Genomic DNA, 18,231 nt, shown 5'->3' with positions numbered 1-18,231 from the left:
TGCCTCAGAGCTCGTCGTCAACTCGCATTGCTTGGCTCAGTCTCAGCCCCTCAGCAACCCGATTTCCCCTTCACAACATGAGCAGATATGACGACCCTCCCATCTGTGCCCACCACGCTGACTCGATTTATCTTTGTCGACAATTCCTTGAGGATATTGGTCTGCATATCAGGCGCGTTCTTCCTCGCCTATTTTGCGTCCTGCGGCGGTGTAATGGCGGGATGCAGGGCATGGGGCATAACTGATCGCTTTTCTCTGGCCGGTGCGGTTTTTGCCTTCGCGTCTCTTTGTTTGTGCGCTTACGCCTCGTGGCTGACATTCAGTGGAATGAGGCAGGCAACATCCATCAAGCGGTTGCTGGATGGACAGTCACTCCTGCACAGGTTCGCTCAAGCGTTTGACGAGACCCTGAACAGGGACGAATTCACAGTCGTTGCAACAAGAGTTCTCTCGGAGTTCGCATTCTATTTCGGGGCGGACGCGCTCAGGGTCGAAATCGTGGAGCCGCGGACAGGTGTAACGATCGAAGAATATTTGAGTGCACAATTCCCGCCTCCCCTCGCGCCTGAAGTCAAAGCACACTTCCTGACACGGGTCAGCGCATCGCAAACCACCGAAGACCAGTCTGCCGGCTATTTCCTCGACATTGCGAATTCAAATTTCAAATCGTTCACTGGCCGCCAAACAACCACTGTCGCCGCGGCGGTTTTAACGCCACTCGGACGCATTGCCATAATGCTCCTGACCTTTCCCAAGCCTCGACGAACTTTTCGACAGGATGAAGTATCGCTGCTGTGCTCATCTCTATCTGGTCTCATCCAGACGGCTTCTGACCATTGCAAGCGGAGAAACAGGGAAGATCTCGAACGCCGCCTCAGGCATGCGGAACGCGTACAAGCGGTTGGTACGTTGGCGGGAGGCATAGCGCATGAGTTCAACAACATCTTGGGCGCACTGCTGGGCTACGGTGAGATGGCATTGCAGCGCTCGCAGGAGGGTGGTCAGGTGGAGCCTTATCTTGCGGAAATGATGTCTACTGCCAGACGAGCAGAATATATTGTGAACCAGATCCTCACCTTAAGTCGAAACCGGGAGCAGGAAAGGCGCCCGATCAACCTGGTGGAAGCGATCCGGGACGCCCTACCGCTGATATCGGCCTCGTTGCCTCTCTTGGAGGTCAATGCACGTCTGGAGCCCGACGAGGATTGCAAACTTCTCGGTCATCCTGTTGAACTCCAACAGGTTGTCATGAACCTTTGTAAAAACGCAGCAGAAGCGTCACGCGGAGAAATCCGGGTTGACATAAATGTCGATGTTGTCGTCATAAAGGATGTTCAGTCCCTGTCCCTGGGACTGTTGCAACCAGGCAAATATGTGCGGGTCCGTATCGCGGATAACGGCACAGGGATATCACCAGACGCCCTGCCGCATATCTTTGAACCATTCTTCACGACAAAGGCTGCCACAGGAGGGACGGGCCTTGGGCTCTCCGCGGTCCACGGCCTGGTAACCGCCATGGATGGCCGGATCAATGTAGAAAGCGACTGCGCCAAGGGCACATCTTTCGAAGTGTATTTTCCCCATTCGACACTATTGCCCACTCCTATCAACCAATTCTTCGAAACGCCGAAAGTGACTTTGGGCAACGGGCAGCTGATCGCACTTCTAAAACCCCATGCACGCGACCTTGCGATGCATGAGGAAAAGATTGCAGCGCTTGGCTACGAACCGGTCGGGTTTCTCGCTATCGGCGCCATGGAGGAATGGCTGTCCACCCAGACCCCAGACTTGATCATTATCGATATCAGGTCACTACCGCCACGCTATACAGCATGCGACATAGCCTCAATGGCCCGCGGCGCATCTGTCGTTCTGATCTCGCACGCGGGAAACGAGGACATGCTCAGCGCTGCAATCGCGTTGCGCTTCAACGTGCTACGAGAGCCGTTAAGCACCAGCGCACTCGCCGAAGGTATCAGAGAGGCATTGATGCGGACCGAATGACATTCGACCCGATCGAGCCGACGCAACGCCAAGCGCCTGCCACACTCGATGATCAATTCGATGAAATGGAACCTACGCACGGCAAGCTCATCATCAAAAGCTGGCCTATTTGACAGCTTTCGCGCGGTACTGGCCGTTGAGCAGGCTGGTGGAGCGGTTCGCGAGGTTGATCGGATAACTGGTCATATGAAGCCCCAGCACCGACGCAATGTATATCGGTAAAAACCGCGCCGAAACTGAAGCTCCCGGAAACGGAATACGACGTTGATAGAATTATTTCCGGTTCAGACGAAGAGATTCAGCCGAAGGCCTGACTGGCGAGTGCCCATATTTTGGGTTCGAGATTTTTAGAAGCCTCGTGCCCCCCTATCCAGCAACCGCCAAGTGACATGGTGGTGACAGTATCGAAGACTGCAATGCCCGAGTTTGCGAGGTATTGCGGAAATGCGTGGCTTTCTTCTCTCGTATCGAGGCGCAGGAACTGTCCGGCATGATCCACCACATGCGGATGGGTCACGGCGATGGCATCGGCCTCGTTGGTTGCGACAACAGGGCCGATCAAGGCGCCGCGCCCGAAACGACGGCACAGTGAGAAGGCTTCGATGCGTTGCCCGCGCACCAGTACCACGCCTTTGGAAACCGGAAGCAGAGATTTGAACAGCCTGTCGCGGCTGGCACCGAAAGCGGTCAAATCGAGTGCAAGAATGGCTTCTACATCGCCGGGTGCCAGAGCGCGCAGCGTAGCGCCAGCCGCAAGGGGGGGATTGGCGACCGGCGTTGCCTCGCCTTGGCACTGAAACACGGTCTTTTCGATTACAAAACCCAGAGACTGATAGAGCCGCTTTGCCGCACGGGTGGCATTCAGCCCAAACCGCCGCTTGCCTGCTTGCTGCATCACATGCAGCATCATCCAGTTTCCGGCCCCTCTTGCCTGAAGCCGAGGAGGCGTTATGACCATACCAATCGTGGAAAACGATGGTCCGAAGTCAAACCACATGGCCGAGCCCGCAAGACGACCAATGGAATCGACCGCGACGACACCATTGCCGTTTTCCAGAAGCATCTGCCAGTCTTTGGGCCGATGAGGCCAGCCAACGCCGACGGACAATGCGTGCAGCTTTTCGATATCGGCGCTGGCGATATCTTCCAGCGTCAGTTCAAAGGCCTCAAGCTGTATGGTGCCGTGATTATCCACCGCGCCCCCCTGTGCAGGTTCCGCGCGCCATGGGCATTCCCTGCATGTCATAAATACGGTTTCCAGAAATACTTCATCGACGCCAAATATTTCAGCCGAATTCGCCTGACTTTCAGCAGTATCCACTAAAGCTGCGATGCATTCGAGGTATTCTGGATGATAAAGGTTCTAGTTTGTCGCGAAAAGATCGCGAGGCTGGCATGGGTGAATTCGACATACTGGAACGATTGGTGTCATTTCCGTCAGTCGTTGGGCAGCCTAATGCAACGATCGTGCAATGGATTGCCGACTACGCCCGCAGCCATGGTGCACAGGTCAGCATCGCCTTGGGACCGGAGGGAGATCGCTCGAACCTGTTCGCCACCATAGGCCCGCGCGATGTGCCGGGAGTCATTCTCTCCGGCCATATGGATGTTGTTCCGGCGGGTGAAACGGATTGGGTATCTGATCCTTTCTCCCTGCATGCCGACGGCGACAGGCTTTATGGACGCGGCACCAGCGACATGAAAGGCTTTCTTGCCTGCGCTCTCGCTGCCTTGCCCGAGCTATCGAAGATGCGGCTGAAGCGACCTGTCCATCTGGCTTTTTCCTACGACGAAGAAGCTGGCTGCAAAGGTGTGCCGCACCTCATCAACCTCATGCCCACACTTTGCGCCCTACCCGATATGTGCATCGTTGGAGAGCCGAGCGGCCTGCGCGCCATTCGCGCGCACAAGGGCAAGGCGGCAGCACGTATCACGGTAAGGGGCCGTACAGGCCATTCCTCGCGACCCGATCAGGGCCTGAATGGCATTCATGCGATGAGCAAGATACTGGAAAGCGCGGTGAAATCGGCAGATGCATTGACGCATGGTCCTTTCGACAGCAATTTTGAGCCTCCCTACTCCTCGCTCCAGGTCGGCACGATCAAAGGTGGGCAGGCCGTGAACATCATTCCCGACCTCTGCGTCGCCGATATCGAGGCAAGGGCTATTTCCGGTGTTTCGCCCGCCAGTCTGCTCGAGCCACTGCGCAAGGCAACAGAAACGTTGGAAACAAACGGTTTCGACGTCAGCTTCGATACATTGAGTGAATACCCGGCTCTCTCACTCGCAGAAGACGCACCTCTAACCGCACTCATGCGTGAATTAACGGGGCTCGAACCATTAGCCGCCGTCAGCTATGGCACCGAAGCCGGACTATACCAGGCCGCCGGTATCGACAGCATCATCTGCGGTCCGGGTGATATCGCGCGCGCGCATAAGGCAAACGAGTTCATTACCCGCGACGAACTCTCCCTCTGCCACAGAATGCTTCTCCAGCTTGGAAGGCGATTGAGCGCGTGACGCTGCCAAATCGGTCAGATGTGCTGCGATCCATTGCTGCTTCAGTGCATCCTGCCGTTTGAAATACGCCACCTTCGGGCGACTGAAATACGAGGGCTGGCGCATGACATTTCTGTTCAATTCCGACGCGGCGCGCGCGAAAATCTTCGCCGAGCATTTTGCGCAGGAGCTGCCAGAGGTGCCGTTCATATGCGATCCCGCCTCCGTCGATCCAGAAAGCGTGCACTATCTCATCACCTGGACGGCACCTGACGACCTTGCCCGCTATAAAAATCTGGAAATTCTGTTTTCCATCGGTGCCGGCATCGATCAGTTCGATACCTCGGCCCTGCCCGCCCATGTGAAACTGGTGCGCATGGTGGAAGACGGCATTATAAGGATGATGCAGGAATATGTGACGCTCGGCGTTCTGGCACTCCACCGTCGCCTGCCAGACTATCTTGCGCAGCGGGCGAAAGCCGAATGGAAAGCACTGCCAGTAAAACAAGCACATGAGCGGCGCGTCGGCGTCATGGGCCTCGGTCATCTCGGCAAGGCGGTTTTGGAGAGGCTAAAACCTTTCGGCTTTCCGCTCTCTGGCTGGAGCCGCAGCGCCCATGCCGTCGAAGGCGTGACCTGCCACCACGGCGCAGATCAGCTCGATGGCTTTCTGGCGCAGACGGATATTCTCATCTGCCTTCTACCGTTGACGCCTGAAACGCGAGGGCTCCTGAACGCCCAACTTTTTGCGAAGCTGCCCGCCGGAGCGGCTCTCATACATGCCGGGCGTGGACAGCAGCTCGACCAATCAGCGTTGATAGACGCGTTGAACATTGGCCATCTGTCCGGTGCAGTGCTTGATGTGACAGACCCGGAACCGCTGCCTGCGGACCATCCGCTGTGGCGGTACCCCGGCGTCATCATTACCCCGCACATCGCCTCTGTCACCCAGCCGGAAACGGCAGCGATGGCCGTTATCGACAATATCCGCCGCCACACAAACGGCCTCGACCCCATCGGCCTCATCGACCGCAGCCGCGGCTACTGAATAGCACAGAAAGGACAGTCCATGTCGCTCATCACCCGTATCGACACTAATCCGCAGACCACGCCGAAAGAAGCAAAGCCAACCCCTGAGCGGCTCATTTCCGGCAACCCATCCTTCAAGACATGGGCGCTGGACGACTGCCGCGATGGCACCGTTCACACCGGCATCTGGGAGGCGACACCAGGCGAGACCCATTCCATCAAGGGCACGACCTACGAATTCTGCCACATCATCTCCGGCGTCATCGAGCTGGACGAAAAAGACGGCGAAACCACTACCTATCGCGCAGGCGACAGCTTCATGATGAAGCCCGGCTTTGTCGGCGTCTGGCGTACCATCGAGACGGTTCGCAAAATCTACGTGACCGTGACGGATCCGGCATAAGGAACGACACGGCGATGACGCTTAGCTTTGATCCAGACACGATATCACTGCCGCATTACCACTTCATCGGCGGTGAAAGGGTGGATGCCAGCGAGGGCATTGCCATGCATCGCCCCTCGGATGGTGTGGCATTTGGAGATTGCCCGGTCGCCAGTGCCGATCTTGTGGATCAGGCCGTGCAGATTGCCAAAACCGCGCTCAAAGGCAGCAACTGGGGCGGTGTGCGCCCGCGAGACCGCACCCGCGCGATGCAACGCTGGGCGGATCTAATCGAGCAGGACGCGGAACATCTGGCAAAGCTTGAAGCGGTATCCTCCACCCGTCCCGTTGGGCATCTGGTTGCGGGCGATATCGCCGTCACTGCAGAGCAAATCCGCTTCTTTGCCGAATTTGCGGACAAGGAAGGCAGCGATCTTGTTCCCACCTCCGACACCAGCCTGGGCTTGATCATGACCGAGCCTTATGGTGTCGTCGGCGCCATCACGCCGTGGAATTTTCCGCTGTCGATGGCGGGCTGGAAGCTCGGCCCCGCCTTGGCGGCGGGCAATGCCGTCGTGCTGAAACCGTCGGAAATGACACCATTCTCGACCCTCCGCATTGCCGAGCTTTCGGTCGAGGCAGGCATTCCCGCAGGACTTATCAACGTCGTCCTGGGCGATGGCTTGGTCACAGGCAATGCTCTTACCGGCCATGGGGATATATCGAAAGTCAGCTTCACCGGCTCCACCACCGCTGGTGCCGCTATCATGCAGAATGTCGCTCGCAACGGCATCAAGCCGATGACGCTGGAGCTTGGCGGCAAAAGCCCGCAAGTCGTCTTTGCCGATGCCGATATCGAGCGCACCGCCAAGGCCGTCGCACAAAGCATCATTTCCAATGCGGGCCAAGCCTGTGTGGCAGGGTCACGCCTCATCGTTGCGCAGGAAATCGCAGAGGAACTCATCTCAGCTATCGCCGCGATCATGTGCCGCGTTGAGACAGGGCCGACATGGGACGAGAAAACCCAATACAGCCCGATCATTTCGCAAAAGCAGATCGAACGCATCGACGCAATCGTCCGTGCCGCGATCGGCGCCGGTGCAGAGTGTCTGACGGGTGGGCAGATAATGGATCGCGATGGCTATTTCTACGCCCCGACTTTGCTTGCGAACGTCACGCAGGATTCCCCCGCGGTCACGGAGGAAATCTTCGGGCCGGTTCTCACGGTCCAGACATTCCAGGATGAGGAGGAGGCTCTCGCCTTGGCCGACCATCCGACATACGGCTTAGCGGCAGGCGTCTTTACGCGTGATCTTTCGCGCGCCATCCGCGTAACGCGAAAGTTGCAAGCGGGCACGATCTGGGTGAACCGCTACGGCCGCTCTCGCGACCACATTCTGCCGACAGGGGGCTACAAGAGCTCCGGGATCGGCAAGGATCTGGGGCGTGAGGCCTATATTGCAAACCGTAAGTCCAAAAGCGTTCTTATCGATCTCTAAGGCGGACACAATCCATGAAAAACCATTCCATCGCACTCATTCCCGGTGACGGCATCGGCACTGCGGTTATCGATGCCGCTTGGGCCGTGTTGCAGGCAGCGGCGAAAAAGCAGGGCACGTTTACGCTGAGCGCGACGACATTTCCGTGGTCCTGCGCCTTCTACAAGGAGACCGGCGCAATGATGCCGGCGGATGGAATAGAAGAGCTGCGCGGTTTCGATGCCATTCTGTTGGGCGCAGTGGGTTGGCCAGCAGAGGTGCCGGACTCTGTATCGCTCCACGGCCTGCTGCTACCGATCCGTAAAGCCTTTGTACAATATGCCAATATCCGCCCCCACCGCCTGTTGCCGGGTGTCGAAGGCCCCTTAAAAAAGGACGAATTCGATATTCTTTGCATCCGTGAAAACACCGAAGGGGAATATTCCGGGGCGGGTGGTCGTGTCCATGTCGGCACACCGGACGAGGTGGCGGTCGAAACCTCTATCTTTACGCGCACCGGCGTAGAGCGGATTCTGCGTTTCGGCTTCGAGCAGGCCCGCTCCCGCCGCAAGAAACTGGCGTCGATCACCAAGTCCAATGCCCAGAAATACTCTATGGTCTTCTGGGACGAGATGACGGCGAAACTTGCAGCAGACTATCCCGACGTCGAAGTGACGACCTATCATATCGACGCAATGGCCGCGCGTATGGTGATGGCACCGGAAACACTGGATGTCGTTGTCGCCTCCAACCTGTTCGGCGATATTCTTACCGATCTGGGTGCCGCCATCCAGGGCGGGCTGGGCTTTGCGGCCTCGGCGAACATCAACCCTGACAGGTCGGCCCCCTCCATGTTCGAACCCGTGCATGGCTCGGCACCCGATATCGCCCATCTCGGCATTGCCAATCCCATAGCGGCCATCTGGTCGGGCGCGATGATGCTCGATCATCTCGGCGAGAAAGAAGCCGCCGCTGCTATCATTTTGGCCATTGAGACAGCCACCGCCAAAGGTGTTGGAACCGTGCCTGGCAAGGACAAAACCGACGTGATTACCGCAGCCGTGCTGACTGCGTTGCTTAGAGGAGAAATGGAATGAACGCTCTAAAAGATCAGGGCCTGTTTCAGCAGCAAGGTTTCATTGCCGGTAAATGGCTGAACGCAGCGTCAGGCAAGACTGTCGATGTCATCGACCCCGCCACACAGAGTGTGCTGGGTACCGTGCCGGATATGGGTGGGAATGAAACACGCGCAGCCATTGATGCTGCGGCCAAGGCCTTCGCACCGTGGAAGGCCAAAACCCATGCAGAGCGCGCAGCCCTCCTAGAAAAGTGGTATGCGCTGATGATCGAGCACGAGGACGATCTCGCGCTCCTGCTGACCATGGAACAGGGCAAGCCCTTGGCAGAAGGCAAGGGTGAAATCCGCTACGGCGCATCCTTCGTCAAATGGTTTGCCGAGGAAGCCCGTCGCATAAATGGCCATACCATCCCATCCCCCACCCCAGACCGACGTATCGTCATTTTGAAGGAAGCTGTGGGTGTCTGCGGCATCATCACACCATGGAACTTTCCCAATGCGATGATTACCCGCAAAGTGGCTCCAGCGCTTGCCGCCGGATGCACCGTCGTCATCAAACCCTCCGAATTCACGCCCTATTCCGCTCTGGCATTGGGCGTTTTGGCAGAGCGGGCAGGCATTCCCGCAGGCGTCATCAACATCGTCACCGGCATGCCGACAGAGATCGGCAACGAGATGCTGTCCAACGAAACTGTCCGCAAGATATCCTTTACCGGCTCCACGCGTGTCGGCTCGTTGCTGATGCGAGGCGCCGCAGACAGCATCAAGCGCCTGAGCCTGGAGCTTGGTGGAAATGCGCCGTTCATCGTTTTCGATGATGCCGACGTCGATCTTGCTGTCGAAGGCGCGATTGCGTCCAAATTCCGCAATGGCGGCCAGACATGCGTCTGCTCCAACCGCATTCTGGTCCAGTCTGGCGTTTACGATACTTTTGCCGCGAAACTGTCGGCAAAAGTGTCCGCCATGACGGTTGGTCCGGGCACTAAAGCTGGCGTCACAATCGGTCCGATGATCAACGCTGCCGCTATCGAGAAGATCAACCGCCACGTCGAAGACGCGCTCTCCAAGGGAGCGGAAATTCTGTCGACCCGCCCGACATTGCCTGAGGGCGATCAATTTACCGCACCCATCGTGTTGGGCGGTGCGACAATAGACATGGCTCTGGCCGCTGAGGAAACCTTTGGGCCCGTCGCCCCGCTCTTCAGGTTTGAAACAGAAGAAGAGGCAATTACCATTGCCAACGGCACACCTTTTGGCTTGGCGGCCTATTTCTACACGGAAAGCCTGAAGCGGTCCTGGCGCGTGGGAGAAGCACTGGAATTCGGTATGGTTGGGCTCAACACTGGTTCCGTTTCCATGGAAGTCGCACCCTTTGGCGGAATGAAGCAATCCGGGCTTGGTCGTGAAGGCGCGCAGTGCGGTATAGAGGAATATCTTGAGACCAAGGCATTCCATATAGGCGGCTTGAACTGAGAGAAAAATGCCCGCAACCTGATCGTTGCGGGCCTCTGGCTCTACTGAAACTTATCGAGCATCTTGTAGTAAAAGCCGACCACTGGCAGGAACCAGGGCTTGCCGGAATAGCCCGGCACCGCATTCCAATCCAGTCCCTTCAGCGGATTGCGATCCGGCTTTCCGAGCAGTTTGTCGGCAATCAGCGTTCCCATATGGATCGACATCTGCGCGCCATGGCCGGAATAGCCCATGGCAAAGTTCAGGCCTTCGACTTCGCCTGCGCGCGGGAACCGGTCGCTGGTCATGCCCACCAGACCACCCCAGCAATAGTCGATATCCACACCGCGTAGCTGCGGAAAAATCTCTGCCAACCCGCTTTTGAGGATTTCACCACTTTTGGCATCCGAGCGCGCATCCGATGTCGCGGAAAAACGCGCTCGCCCGCCAAATATCAACCGGTTATCCGGCGACAAACGGAAGTAGTTGCCAATATTCATGGAGGTAACGCAGGTGCGGTTGCCGGGCATGACGGAAGCGACTTCCGTTTCGCTCAGCGGTCGTGTCGCCACGATAAAGCTGCCGACCGGAATGATGCGGCGCCTGAAATAATCGAAGGGGCCAGACGTGTAGGCGTTGGTGGCGACGACGATATTGCGCGCCTCGACAAAACCGCGGGGTGTTGTCAGCCGATGGATGCCACCCTGTTCGGTGCGGTCCGTCACAGGCGCCTTTTCAAAAATGGTAACACCGTGGCGCACGCACGCTTGTGCAACGCCATGCACGAAACGACCCATATGCATCATGCCGCTTTTCTTCGACAGCATCGCACCGTGGAAGTCATCAGAACCGATTTCCGTCTGCAGCTCAGCCTTGGAAAGTAGCGCGGTATCGGCGTCTATCTCGCGGTGGACGACTTCGAAATTCTTGGCAATGGCGTCGAAATGTGCAGGCTTTGACGCCAGTTTCAGTTTGCCGGCGCGGCGGAAGCTGCAATCAATGCCCTCTTCCGCCACGATCGCCGCGATCGTATCAACGGAATCATCATATGCGCGGTAGAGCGCGCTGGCGCGCTCTACGCCTAGATGTTCTTTTGCCGAAATGAAACTGTGAGCGATGCCGTTGTTCAGATGCCCACCATTGCGGCCGGAGCCGCCGAAGCCGACATGCTGCCCCTCCAGCACAACAACTTTCGCACCACCTTTGGCCAGACTGCGCGCTGCGGACAGGCCGGTAAAGCCGCCACCGATAATGGCGACATCGAACGTACCTTCCACCTCTCCCGGTGTTGCAGATGTAAAGATGGGGGCCGTGTCGTGCCAGTAGGATTTGAACTGCATCGTCCTCATTCCCCTATGTTGCTGCGTTAAAGTCCGACGACGCCAGCGAGACCCGAGATATCCTTGATTTCCGTATAGCCGTAATAAGGATTGGCTGGTTCATGGCCGCGATTGACCCAAACCTTGTTCTTGATGCCGAGATCATGCGCAGACATGAGATCGTAGCGGAATGACGAGGAAACATGGAGAATGTCTTCCGGATTACAGCCCAGCATGTCGAACATATATTCGAAAGCCTTGAAGCGCGGCTTATAGGCGTTGGCCTGCTGCGCGGTGTAAACGGCGTGGAAAGGCACGCCGAGCTTTTCCACATTGTACATGATCTGCTCGTTCATGGCATTCGACAGGATAACCAGCGGAATTTCCTTGGCGACCTTGGCTAGACCGGCGGGAACATCCGCATGCGGCCCCCAGCTCGGCACCTGCTCATAAACGAAGCGACCGTCTTCATCCTTAAAGGTAACGCCGTTCTTGCGGCATGTGCGCTCCAATGCGTTGTGAACGACTTCGTTATAAGGCTTCCAGTCTCCCAGAATCTCATCCAGCCTGTAGGCTGCAAAGTTCTTGATGAACTGCGCCATCTGCTGCGCATCCAGCCGGTCGCCGTAGAGCGTCTGTGCCGCTTCCGCCATCTGGAAGTTGGTCAGCGTACCGTAGCAATCGAAGGTGATGTACTTCGGTCGAAACTGGGTCATGTCGTTCTGTCCTTGTGCAGTGGCCGTGGGGCTGAGCTCTTCATCACGTCATAATAGTGGTCGGATTCGGCGGCGGTCACCGCAATCACCGTCAACCGAAGCAGATTGTTGCGTAAAGATGCAGCGCTTTGGCAGAGAGTTGCGCGACCTTCGCTCGTTAGGGCCATCCACCATGGCCGCAGCATAAGATGCGGCAGCTTCAACCACAGACAGCGCAAACTGATCGAACCGACGCTGAGGTAAGGACGATCTTCTTTGCGCCAAGGGCTATCAATGAAGAAAGCAAACATGCCGTGAGGGAATACGCCATGCTGGCGAGCCAAATCGATCTCGTTGAATTCACTTCCAACCATCTGGAGGGTGCGCTGGCGCTTTCGCAACAAGCGCAATGGCCGCATAGAATCGAAGACTGGGCCATGGGTCTTGCACTCAGCAGGGGCGTCGCTGCCGTACATCAGGGCCGCGTTCTTGGAACAGCAATGGCAACGCTCTATGGCGATGATGTCGCGACTATCAACATGGTGATTGTTGATGAAACAATGCGCGGACTCGGCATCGGCAAGCGTCTGATGGATTTTGCGCTGAACGCGGCGAGTGGGCGCGAGTGCAGGCTAGTTGCCACGCAGGATGGATTGCCGCTCTATGAAAAGCTCGGTTTTCGCGAGACGCACCGCATCGTCCAACATCAGGGACAGATATCTTCCATTCCGCCCGGTGAAGGTGTTGAGTGGGCGGGCAAGCAGGATTTGGCGCAATGCCTGGACCTTGACCGCACGGCCTGCACCATGGATCGCCGCACTCTGCTTGACTACCTGGCAGAACACGGCCACCTTGCCGTCATTCGTCGTGAAAGCCGCATTGTCGGCTTCGGCGCCATCCGCCACTTCGGGCGCGGTGAAGTCGCGGGGCCTGTCGTCGCAGACAACGCCGCGGATGCAAAGACTCTGCTTTCGTTTCTGTTTGCCGGAAGGGAGGGCCAGTTCCTGCGCGTCGACACAAGCGAACACACCGGCCTTGCCCCGTGGCTGAAGGATCATGGCCTGTTTCATGTCGGCGGCGGCATCGCCATGGTGCGGGATGCAAAGCATCGCGAAAACATCGCCGTTCAAACAATCATCCCCCAAACATTTGCATTGGCCAGTCAGGCCCTCGGTTAATCCTGGAGATCGTTATGCTCAGCAATTCCCTTATCGAACTCGACCGCGCACATCTGGTCCATCCCGTTGCGTCCTACAGAGGCCATGAAAAGCTCGGTGTCCGCGTGCTGAAATCGGCCAACGGTGCCACCGTGACCGACATGACCGGTCACCAGATGATTGATGGTTTCGCCGGTCTGTGGTGCGTCAATGCCGGTTACGGCCATGAAAGCATCGTAGAAGCCGCTGCAAAACAGATGCGCGAGCTGCCATATGCAACAGGCTATTTCAGCCTCGGCTCCGAACCTGCAATCCGCCTGGCATCGGAACTGGCAGACCGTGCGCCCGGTGACCTCAACCATATCTATTTCACGCTTGGTGGCTCAGATGCCGTGGACAGCACGGTTCGCTTTATCCGCTATTACTACCATTCTCTCGGCACACCGCAGAAGGATCAGTTCATTTCCCTTGAACAGGGTTATCATGGTTCAAGCACCGTCGGTGCGGGCCTCACTGCGCTTCCGATATTTCATGCGGGCTTCGGTCTGCCGTTTGACTGGCAGCACAAAATTCCGTCGCATTATGCCTATCGCAATCCGGTCGGCGCCGATCCACACGCCATTATCGCCTCTTCCGTTGCGGCCTTGCGAGCGAAGATCGAAGAGATTGGGGCTGAACGTGTTGCGGCATTCTATGTAGAACCAATTCAAGGCTCGGGCGGTGTTCTGGTGCCACCAAGGGGATGGCTAAAGGCTATGCACGAGGTTTGCAAAGAGTATGATGTGCTGCTGGTGGCCGACGAAGTCATCACCGGCTTTGGCCGCACCGGCCCGCTCTTTGCGTGTTCGGAAGATGATGTCGTGCCGGATTTCATAACCACCGCCAAAGGCCTGACCTCCGGTTACGTGCCGATGGGTGCCGTGTTCATGTCCGACAGGGTGTATAATGTCATCGCGGATGGTGCAGGGGCCGCGGCAATCGGCCATGGCTACACCTACTCGGCCCATCCAGTCAGCGCGGCTGTTGGGCTGGAAGTGCTGAGACTCTATGAAAACGGGTTACTTGAAAACGGCGTCAAAGCCGGCGCGCGGTTGATGGCGGGACTTCAGAGCCTTGCAGACCATCCCCTCGTCGGCGATGTCCGCGGTCGCGGCATGCTGGCAGCCATTGAATTGGTAACGGACAAGCATAGGAAGACGCCTTTGCCTGCCGCTGCTGACCCATCGCGCCGAATTTTTGACCGAGCCTGGGAAAATGGCCTCGTCATTCGCGCCTTCGGCAATGGTGTCCTCGGCTATGCGCCGCCGCTCTGCTGCACCGAAAGCGAGATTGACGCGATCATCGAGCGCACGCGCATGACGCTGGACCAGACGCTCGAAGATCCGGACGTGCGCGCCGCTATGGCCTGACGGGCTGTGTTGGAAATACCGCTCGGGCGGCATATTCAGAATATTGTGCCGCAATGGTCCGGTCTTTCAGCGAATCCCGCGATCAATTCTTGCCATGATGAACGCAAAGAACGCGGTACTTTCGCCAGAATCGACCGTCCAAGCCAGGAACAGAGCGATTACGGATCAAAACTGACAGCACAGAATTCTGCGACGACATCAAGACCCATCCGCGATCCGCTTGCAAAACAGGAGCATGACTTTGCCGAAGAGTTTAGCAGACTTCAAATATCTGAGCTTCGATGTGGTGGGAACGCTGATCGATTTCGAAAGCGGCCTGATTACATGCCTGAAGCAGATCGCTGAAGAGCATGGCGTGTCCGTCGATGCCGAAGCTGCGCTGACGCTTTATCGCAAGGCCCGCTATCTGCCTGATGTCGGCCTGTTCCCGGATGATCTCGTTCGCGTTTATCTGGTAATCGCACCGGATCTCGGCTTGCCCGCCGAACGCGCGCTTGGCGAACGGCTTCGCGATTCCGCGAAAAGCTGGAAAGCGTTTCCCGATAGCGCTGACGCCCTCGCGCAACTTGCCAAGCGCTACAGGTTGATTGCCATGACAAACGCCCAGCGTTGGGCTTTCGAATGCTTTTCCAAGGAACTTGGAAATCCGTTCTATCAGGGCTTCACCGCCGACGACACCGGCACGGAAAAGCCCGACCCTGCCTTTTTCCACCATGTCTTCGAGTTCGTTCAAGCCGAAGGCAACAGCAAGGACGACATTTTGCACGTCGCCCAGAGCCAGTATCACGACATCGGAATTTCCCGGAAGCTGGGCATGACGAATTGCTGGATCGAGAGACGCCATGCGCAAAAGGGCTATGGCGGAACCATCGAGCCGGAAAACTTTACCGAACCGGATTTCCACTTCACCTCCATGGCAGCGCTCGCCGATGCAGTCGAGGAGAAAGCCAACGCCTGACACTGCCCTCCAAGGGTAAAAGCGGCGCACATAAGCCGTTCGACCCGCCTGAATCTAACAAAAAGGGGAATGAACATGACCGATAACACCCTCATCAACTGGACCTCAGCTGACGATGCCATGGTTGAAAATGCCATTCGCCGTGGCGCGAGCCGTCGCGACCTTCTTAAGATGCTAATGGCGGGTGGCGTTGCCATGACCGCAGGCTCCGCCATTCTCGGACGCGCAGGTCAGGCCCTTGCTGCCGCGCCGGTTTCCGGTGGCTCGCTAAAGGCGGCTGGCTGGTCGTCTTCCACCGCAGATACGCTCGATCCGGCCAAGGCATCCCTTTCCACGGACTATGTACGCTGCTGCGCCTTCTATAATCGCCTTTCCATCATCGATCAGGCCGGCATGACGAAGATGGAACTGGCAGAAACCATTGACAGCAAGGACGCCAAGGTCTGGACCGTCAAGCTTCGCAAGGGCGTGACATTCCACAACGGCAAGTCGCTGACCTCGGCAGACGTCGTCTATTCTCTCAAGCGCCACCTCGACCCCGCCGTCGGCTCCAAGGTCAATTCCATTGCCAAGCAGATGACCGGCTTCAAGGCCATCGATGATCTGACCGTCGAAATCACCCTTGAAAATCCCAATGCTGACTTGCCGACCATTCTGGCGCTGCACCACTTCATGATCATCGCCGATGGCACGACGGATTTCTCGAAAGCCAACGGCACCGGCGCTTTCGTCTGCGAAGTGTTCGAACCCGGCGTCCGCTCGGTCGCCACGAAGAACAAAAACTACTGGAAGTCCGAAGGGCCTTATCTCGATTCCTTCGAGTTCTTCGCGATCTCCGACGATACCGCCCGCGTCAACGCGCTTCTGGCAGGCGATATCCAGCTTGCCGCATCCGTAAACCCACGCGCCATCCGCCTGATGGAAGGTCAGCCAAACGTTGTCATCTCCAAGACGACTTCAGGCAACTACACCAACCTCAACATGCGCCTGGACATGGCACCGGGCAATAAGGCCGATTTCGTGCAAGGCATGAAAAATCTGGTCAATCGCGAGCAAATCCAGAAGTCTGTGCTGCGCGGTCTGGCCGAACTCGGCAACGACCAGCCGGTTTCGCCAGCCAACATGTACCATAACAAGGACCTCAAGCCGAAAGCCTTCGATCCTGACAAGGCGAAGTTCCATTTCCAGAAGTCTGGCCTGCTCGGCCAGTCCATCCCGATCGTCGCATCGGAAGCTGCAAACTCCTCCATTGACATGGCAATGGTCGTACAGGCGGCAGGCGCTCAACTTGGTATGAAGTTCGATGTCCAGCGCGTTCCCTCCGACGGGTACTGGTCGAACTACTGGCTGAAAGCACCAATGCACTTCGGCAACATCAACCCGCGGCCGACCCCTGATATCCTCTTTTCGCTTCTCTACGCTTCCAACGCGCCATGGAATGAAAGCCAATACAAGTCGGAGAAGTTCGACAAGATGCTGGTGGAAGCACGCGGCATGCTCGACATCGAAAAGCGCAAAACGATCTACAACGAAATGCAGGTGATGATCGCGGAAGAAGCCGGTACGATCGTTCCGGTCTATATCTCAAATGTCGATGGCATATCTTCCAAGCTGAAGGGCCTTCAGCCCAGCCCGCTTGGCGGAATGATGGGTTACGCCTTCGCCGAATATGTATGGCTCGAGGCCTGATCCCGGACCTTTGCCCGTCGCGACAGGCGGCGGGCGAAGGTTCGCCTATTTCCCCGCATTGATATCCGCACGCTTTGGCCGGACAATGACTTGAAACGGGAGCCAGGATCGTTTCCGAAAGAGAGGCCGTATGAACAAACATGTCCTTGCACTTGTGATAAACCGGCTCTTCGTGGCAATCATCACCCTGCTGATCGTTGCCTTCACCGTGTTTTTCGCAACCGAGATGTTGCCAGGCGATGTCGCGCAAATCCTGCTCGGACAGTCAGCCACGCCAGAGGCCGTAGCGGGTCTGAGAACCGCCATGCATCTTGATGACCCCGCCATTCTACGCTTTCTCCGTTGGCTTGGCGGTTTGTTCGTTGGCGATCTGGGCAAATCCTACGCAAACAACATGGCCATTGTCGACCTCATCGGTGGACGTCTGGCCAATACAATGAAGCTGGCCGCCGTGACCGCGCTGTTTTCCATTCCTATCGCGTTGACGCTCGGCATCACCGCCGCCATCATGCGTGGGACGATATACGACCGTATCGTCACGACAATCACCATCACGGTCATATCCGTTCCCGAATTCATGGTGGCAACCTCCGCCGTTCTGATTTTCGCGGTCTATCTGAAATGGCTGCCAGCGCTTGCCTTTGCAAATGAGGTCCAATCCTTCGGCGAATTGCTGCGCGTCTTTGCAATGCCCGTGATTACGCTGAGTTTCGTCATTTCCGCGCAGATGATCCGCATGACACGCGCAGCCGTCATTGAGACGCTCGACACGCCCTATGTGGAAATGGCTTTGCTGAAAGGCGCATCACGGTCCCGCATGGTGTTGCGCCATGCTCTTCCCAATGCGCTCGGCCCCATCGTCAACGCCGTCGCGCTTTCTGTATCCTACCTGCTGGGAGGCGTCATTATCGTTGAAACCATTTTCAATTATCCGGGCATTGCCAAATTGATGGTCGATGCCGTTTCCACCCGCGACTTGCCCCTTATCCAGACCTGTGCCCTGATCTTCTGCCTCGGTTATCTCATATTGATCACCATTGCAGACATCATCGCCATCGTCTCTAATCCGAGGCTCCGCTGAT

At 57.1% G+C, this 18,231-nt stretch carries 16 protein-coding genes; 12 read left to right on the top strand and 4 right to left on the bottom strand.

Annotated features, from left to right (window positions below; genetic code table 11):
- Positions 1-87 precede the first annotated feature (87 nt).
- The gene (locus QRN85_RS18010; protein ID WP_284759632.1) at positions 88-2,004 is read left to right on the top strand and encodes an ATP-binding protein; all 1,917 of its coding nucleotides are present in this window, start codon (positions 88-90) and stop codon (positions 2,002-2,004) included.
- A 298-nt stretch (positions 2,005-2,302) separates the two neighbouring features.
- Here the strand turns inward: QRN85_RS18010 and QRN85_RS18005 are convergent, their stop codons facing one another.
- Complete coding sequence (locus QRN85_RS18005) at positions 2,303-3,199, bottom strand: GNAT family N-acetyltransferase (protein ID WP_284759631.1); 897 nt, start codon at positions 3,197-3,199, stop codon at positions 2,303-2,305.
- A 200-nt stretch (positions 3,200-3,399) separates the two neighbouring features.
- On the opposite strand from QRN85_RS18005, the gene argE reads away from it, so the two are divergent.
- The 6 genes from argE to QRN85_RS17975 all read left to right on the top strand — a co-directional run bounded on the left by argE (position 3,400) and on the right by QRN85_RS17975 (position 9,943).
- Positions 3,400-4,524, top strand: coding sequence for an acetylornithine deacetylase (gene argE, locus QRN85_RS18000; RefSeq protein ID WP_284759630.1), 1,125 nt, complete (start codon positions 3,400-3,402; stop codon positions 4,522-4,524).
- A 103-nt stretch (positions 4,525-4,627) separates the two neighbouring features.
- Positions 4,628-5,551, top strand: a complete 924-nt coding sequence (locus QRN85_RS17995) for a 2-hydroxyacid dehydrogenase (RefSeq protein ID WP_062586182.1) — start codon at positions 4,628-4,630, stop codon at positions 5,549-5,551.
- Between the two features lie 21 nt (positions 5,552-5,572).
- Complete coding sequence (locus QRN85_RS17990) at positions 5,573-5,935, top strand: cupin domain-containing protein (RefSeq protein ID WP_062586184.1); 363 nt, start codon at positions 5,573-5,575, stop codon at positions 5,933-5,935.
- 14 nt (positions 5,936-5,949) lie between these two features.
- Positions 5,950-7,413 (top strand): aldehyde dehydrogenase family protein, encoded by a 1,464-nt coding sequence (locus QRN85_RS17985; RefSeq protein WP_284759629.1) that lies wholly within the window; start codon positions 5,950-5,952, stop codon positions 7,411-7,413.
- 14 nt (positions 7,414-7,427) lie between these two features.
- Entirely contained in the window at positions 7,428-8,489 is a 1,062-nt protein-coding gene (locus QRN85_RS17980) for a tartrate dehydrogenase (RefSeq protein WP_284759628.1), read from the top strand.
- Entirely contained in the window at positions 8,486-9,943 is a 1,458-nt protein-coding gene (locus QRN85_RS17975; RefSeq protein WP_284759627.1) for an NAD-dependent succinate-semialdehyde dehydrogenase, read from the top strand. Before QRN85_RS17980 ends, QRN85_RS17975 begins: the two co-directional genes overlap by 4 nt.
- 41 nt (positions 9,944-9,984) lie before the next feature.
- Here the strand turns inward: QRN85_RS17975 and QRN85_RS17970 are convergent, their stop codons facing one another.
- From QRN85_RS17970 to QRN85_RS17960, 3 genes are read right to left on the bottom strand one after another with little or no spacing between them, the layout of a single operon-like run.
- Positions 9,985-11,262, bottom strand: coding sequence for an NAD(P)/FAD-dependent oxidoreductase (locus tag QRN85_RS17970; RefSeq protein WP_284759626.1), 1,278 nt, complete (start codon positions 11,260-11,262; stop codon positions 9,985-9,987).
- A gap of 26 nt (positions 11,263-11,288) precedes the next feature.
- Positions 11,289-11,957 (bottom strand): haloacid dehalogenase type II, encoded by a 669-nt coding sequence (locus tag QRN85_RS17965; RefSeq protein WP_112962546.1) that lies wholly within the window; start codon positions 11,955-11,957, stop codon positions 11,289-11,291.
- Positions 11,954-12,280 (bottom strand): hypothetical protein, encoded by a 327-nt coding sequence (locus QRN85_RS17960; protein WP_162739309.1) that lies wholly within the window; start codon positions 12,278-12,280, stop codon positions 11,954-11,956. Before QRN85_RS17960 ends, QRN85_RS17965 begins: the two co-directional genes overlap by 4 nt.
- On the opposite strand from QRN85_RS17960, the gene QRN85_RS17955 reads away from it, so the two are divergent.
- The 5 genes from QRN85_RS17955 to QRN85_RS17935 all read left to right on the top strand — a co-directional run bounded on the left by QRN85_RS17955 (position 12,266) and on the right by QRN85_RS17935 (position 18,230).
- A complete protein-coding gene (locus tag QRN85_RS17955) occupies positions 12,266-13,114 on the top strand; it encodes a GNAT family N-acetyltransferase (RefSeq protein WP_284759625.1) in 849 nt (282 codons plus the stop codon). The two genes, QRN85_RS17960 and QRN85_RS17955, sit on opposite strands and share 15 nt — an antisense overlap.
- Positions 13,115-13,128: 14 nt before the next feature.
- The gene (locus QRN85_RS17950) at positions 13,129-14,502 is read left to right on the top strand and encodes an aspartate aminotransferase family protein (RefSeq protein ID WP_284759624.1); all 1,374 of its coding nucleotides are present in this window, start codon (positions 13,129-13,131) and stop codon (positions 14,500-14,502) included.
- A gap of 241 nt (positions 14,503-14,743) precedes the next feature.
- A complete protein-coding gene (locus tag QRN85_RS17945; protein WP_162723374.1) occupies positions 14,744-15,460 on the top strand; it encodes an HAD-IA family hydrolase in 717 nt (238 codons plus the stop codon).
- Between the two features lie 75 nt (positions 15,461-15,535).
- Positions 15,536-17,149: an ABC transporter substrate-binding protein gene (locus tag QRN85_RS17940; RefSeq protein WP_112962572.1), complete on the top strand. Its 1,614-nt coding sequence runs from the start codon at positions 15,536-15,538 to the stop codon at positions 17,147-17,149.
- Positions 17,150-17,279: 130 nt separating this feature from the next.
- Complete coding sequence (locus QRN85_RS17935; protein ID WP_062586200.1) at positions 17,280-18,230, top strand: ABC transporter permease; 951 nt, start codon at positions 17,280-17,282, stop codon at positions 18,228-18,230.
- Position 18,231: the final 1 nt, after the last annotated feature.

This window comes from Agrobacterium sp. fls2-241-TYG-188a, assembly GCF_030209845.1.
This window is presented reverse-complemented; position numbering and strand designations above follow the sequence as displayed.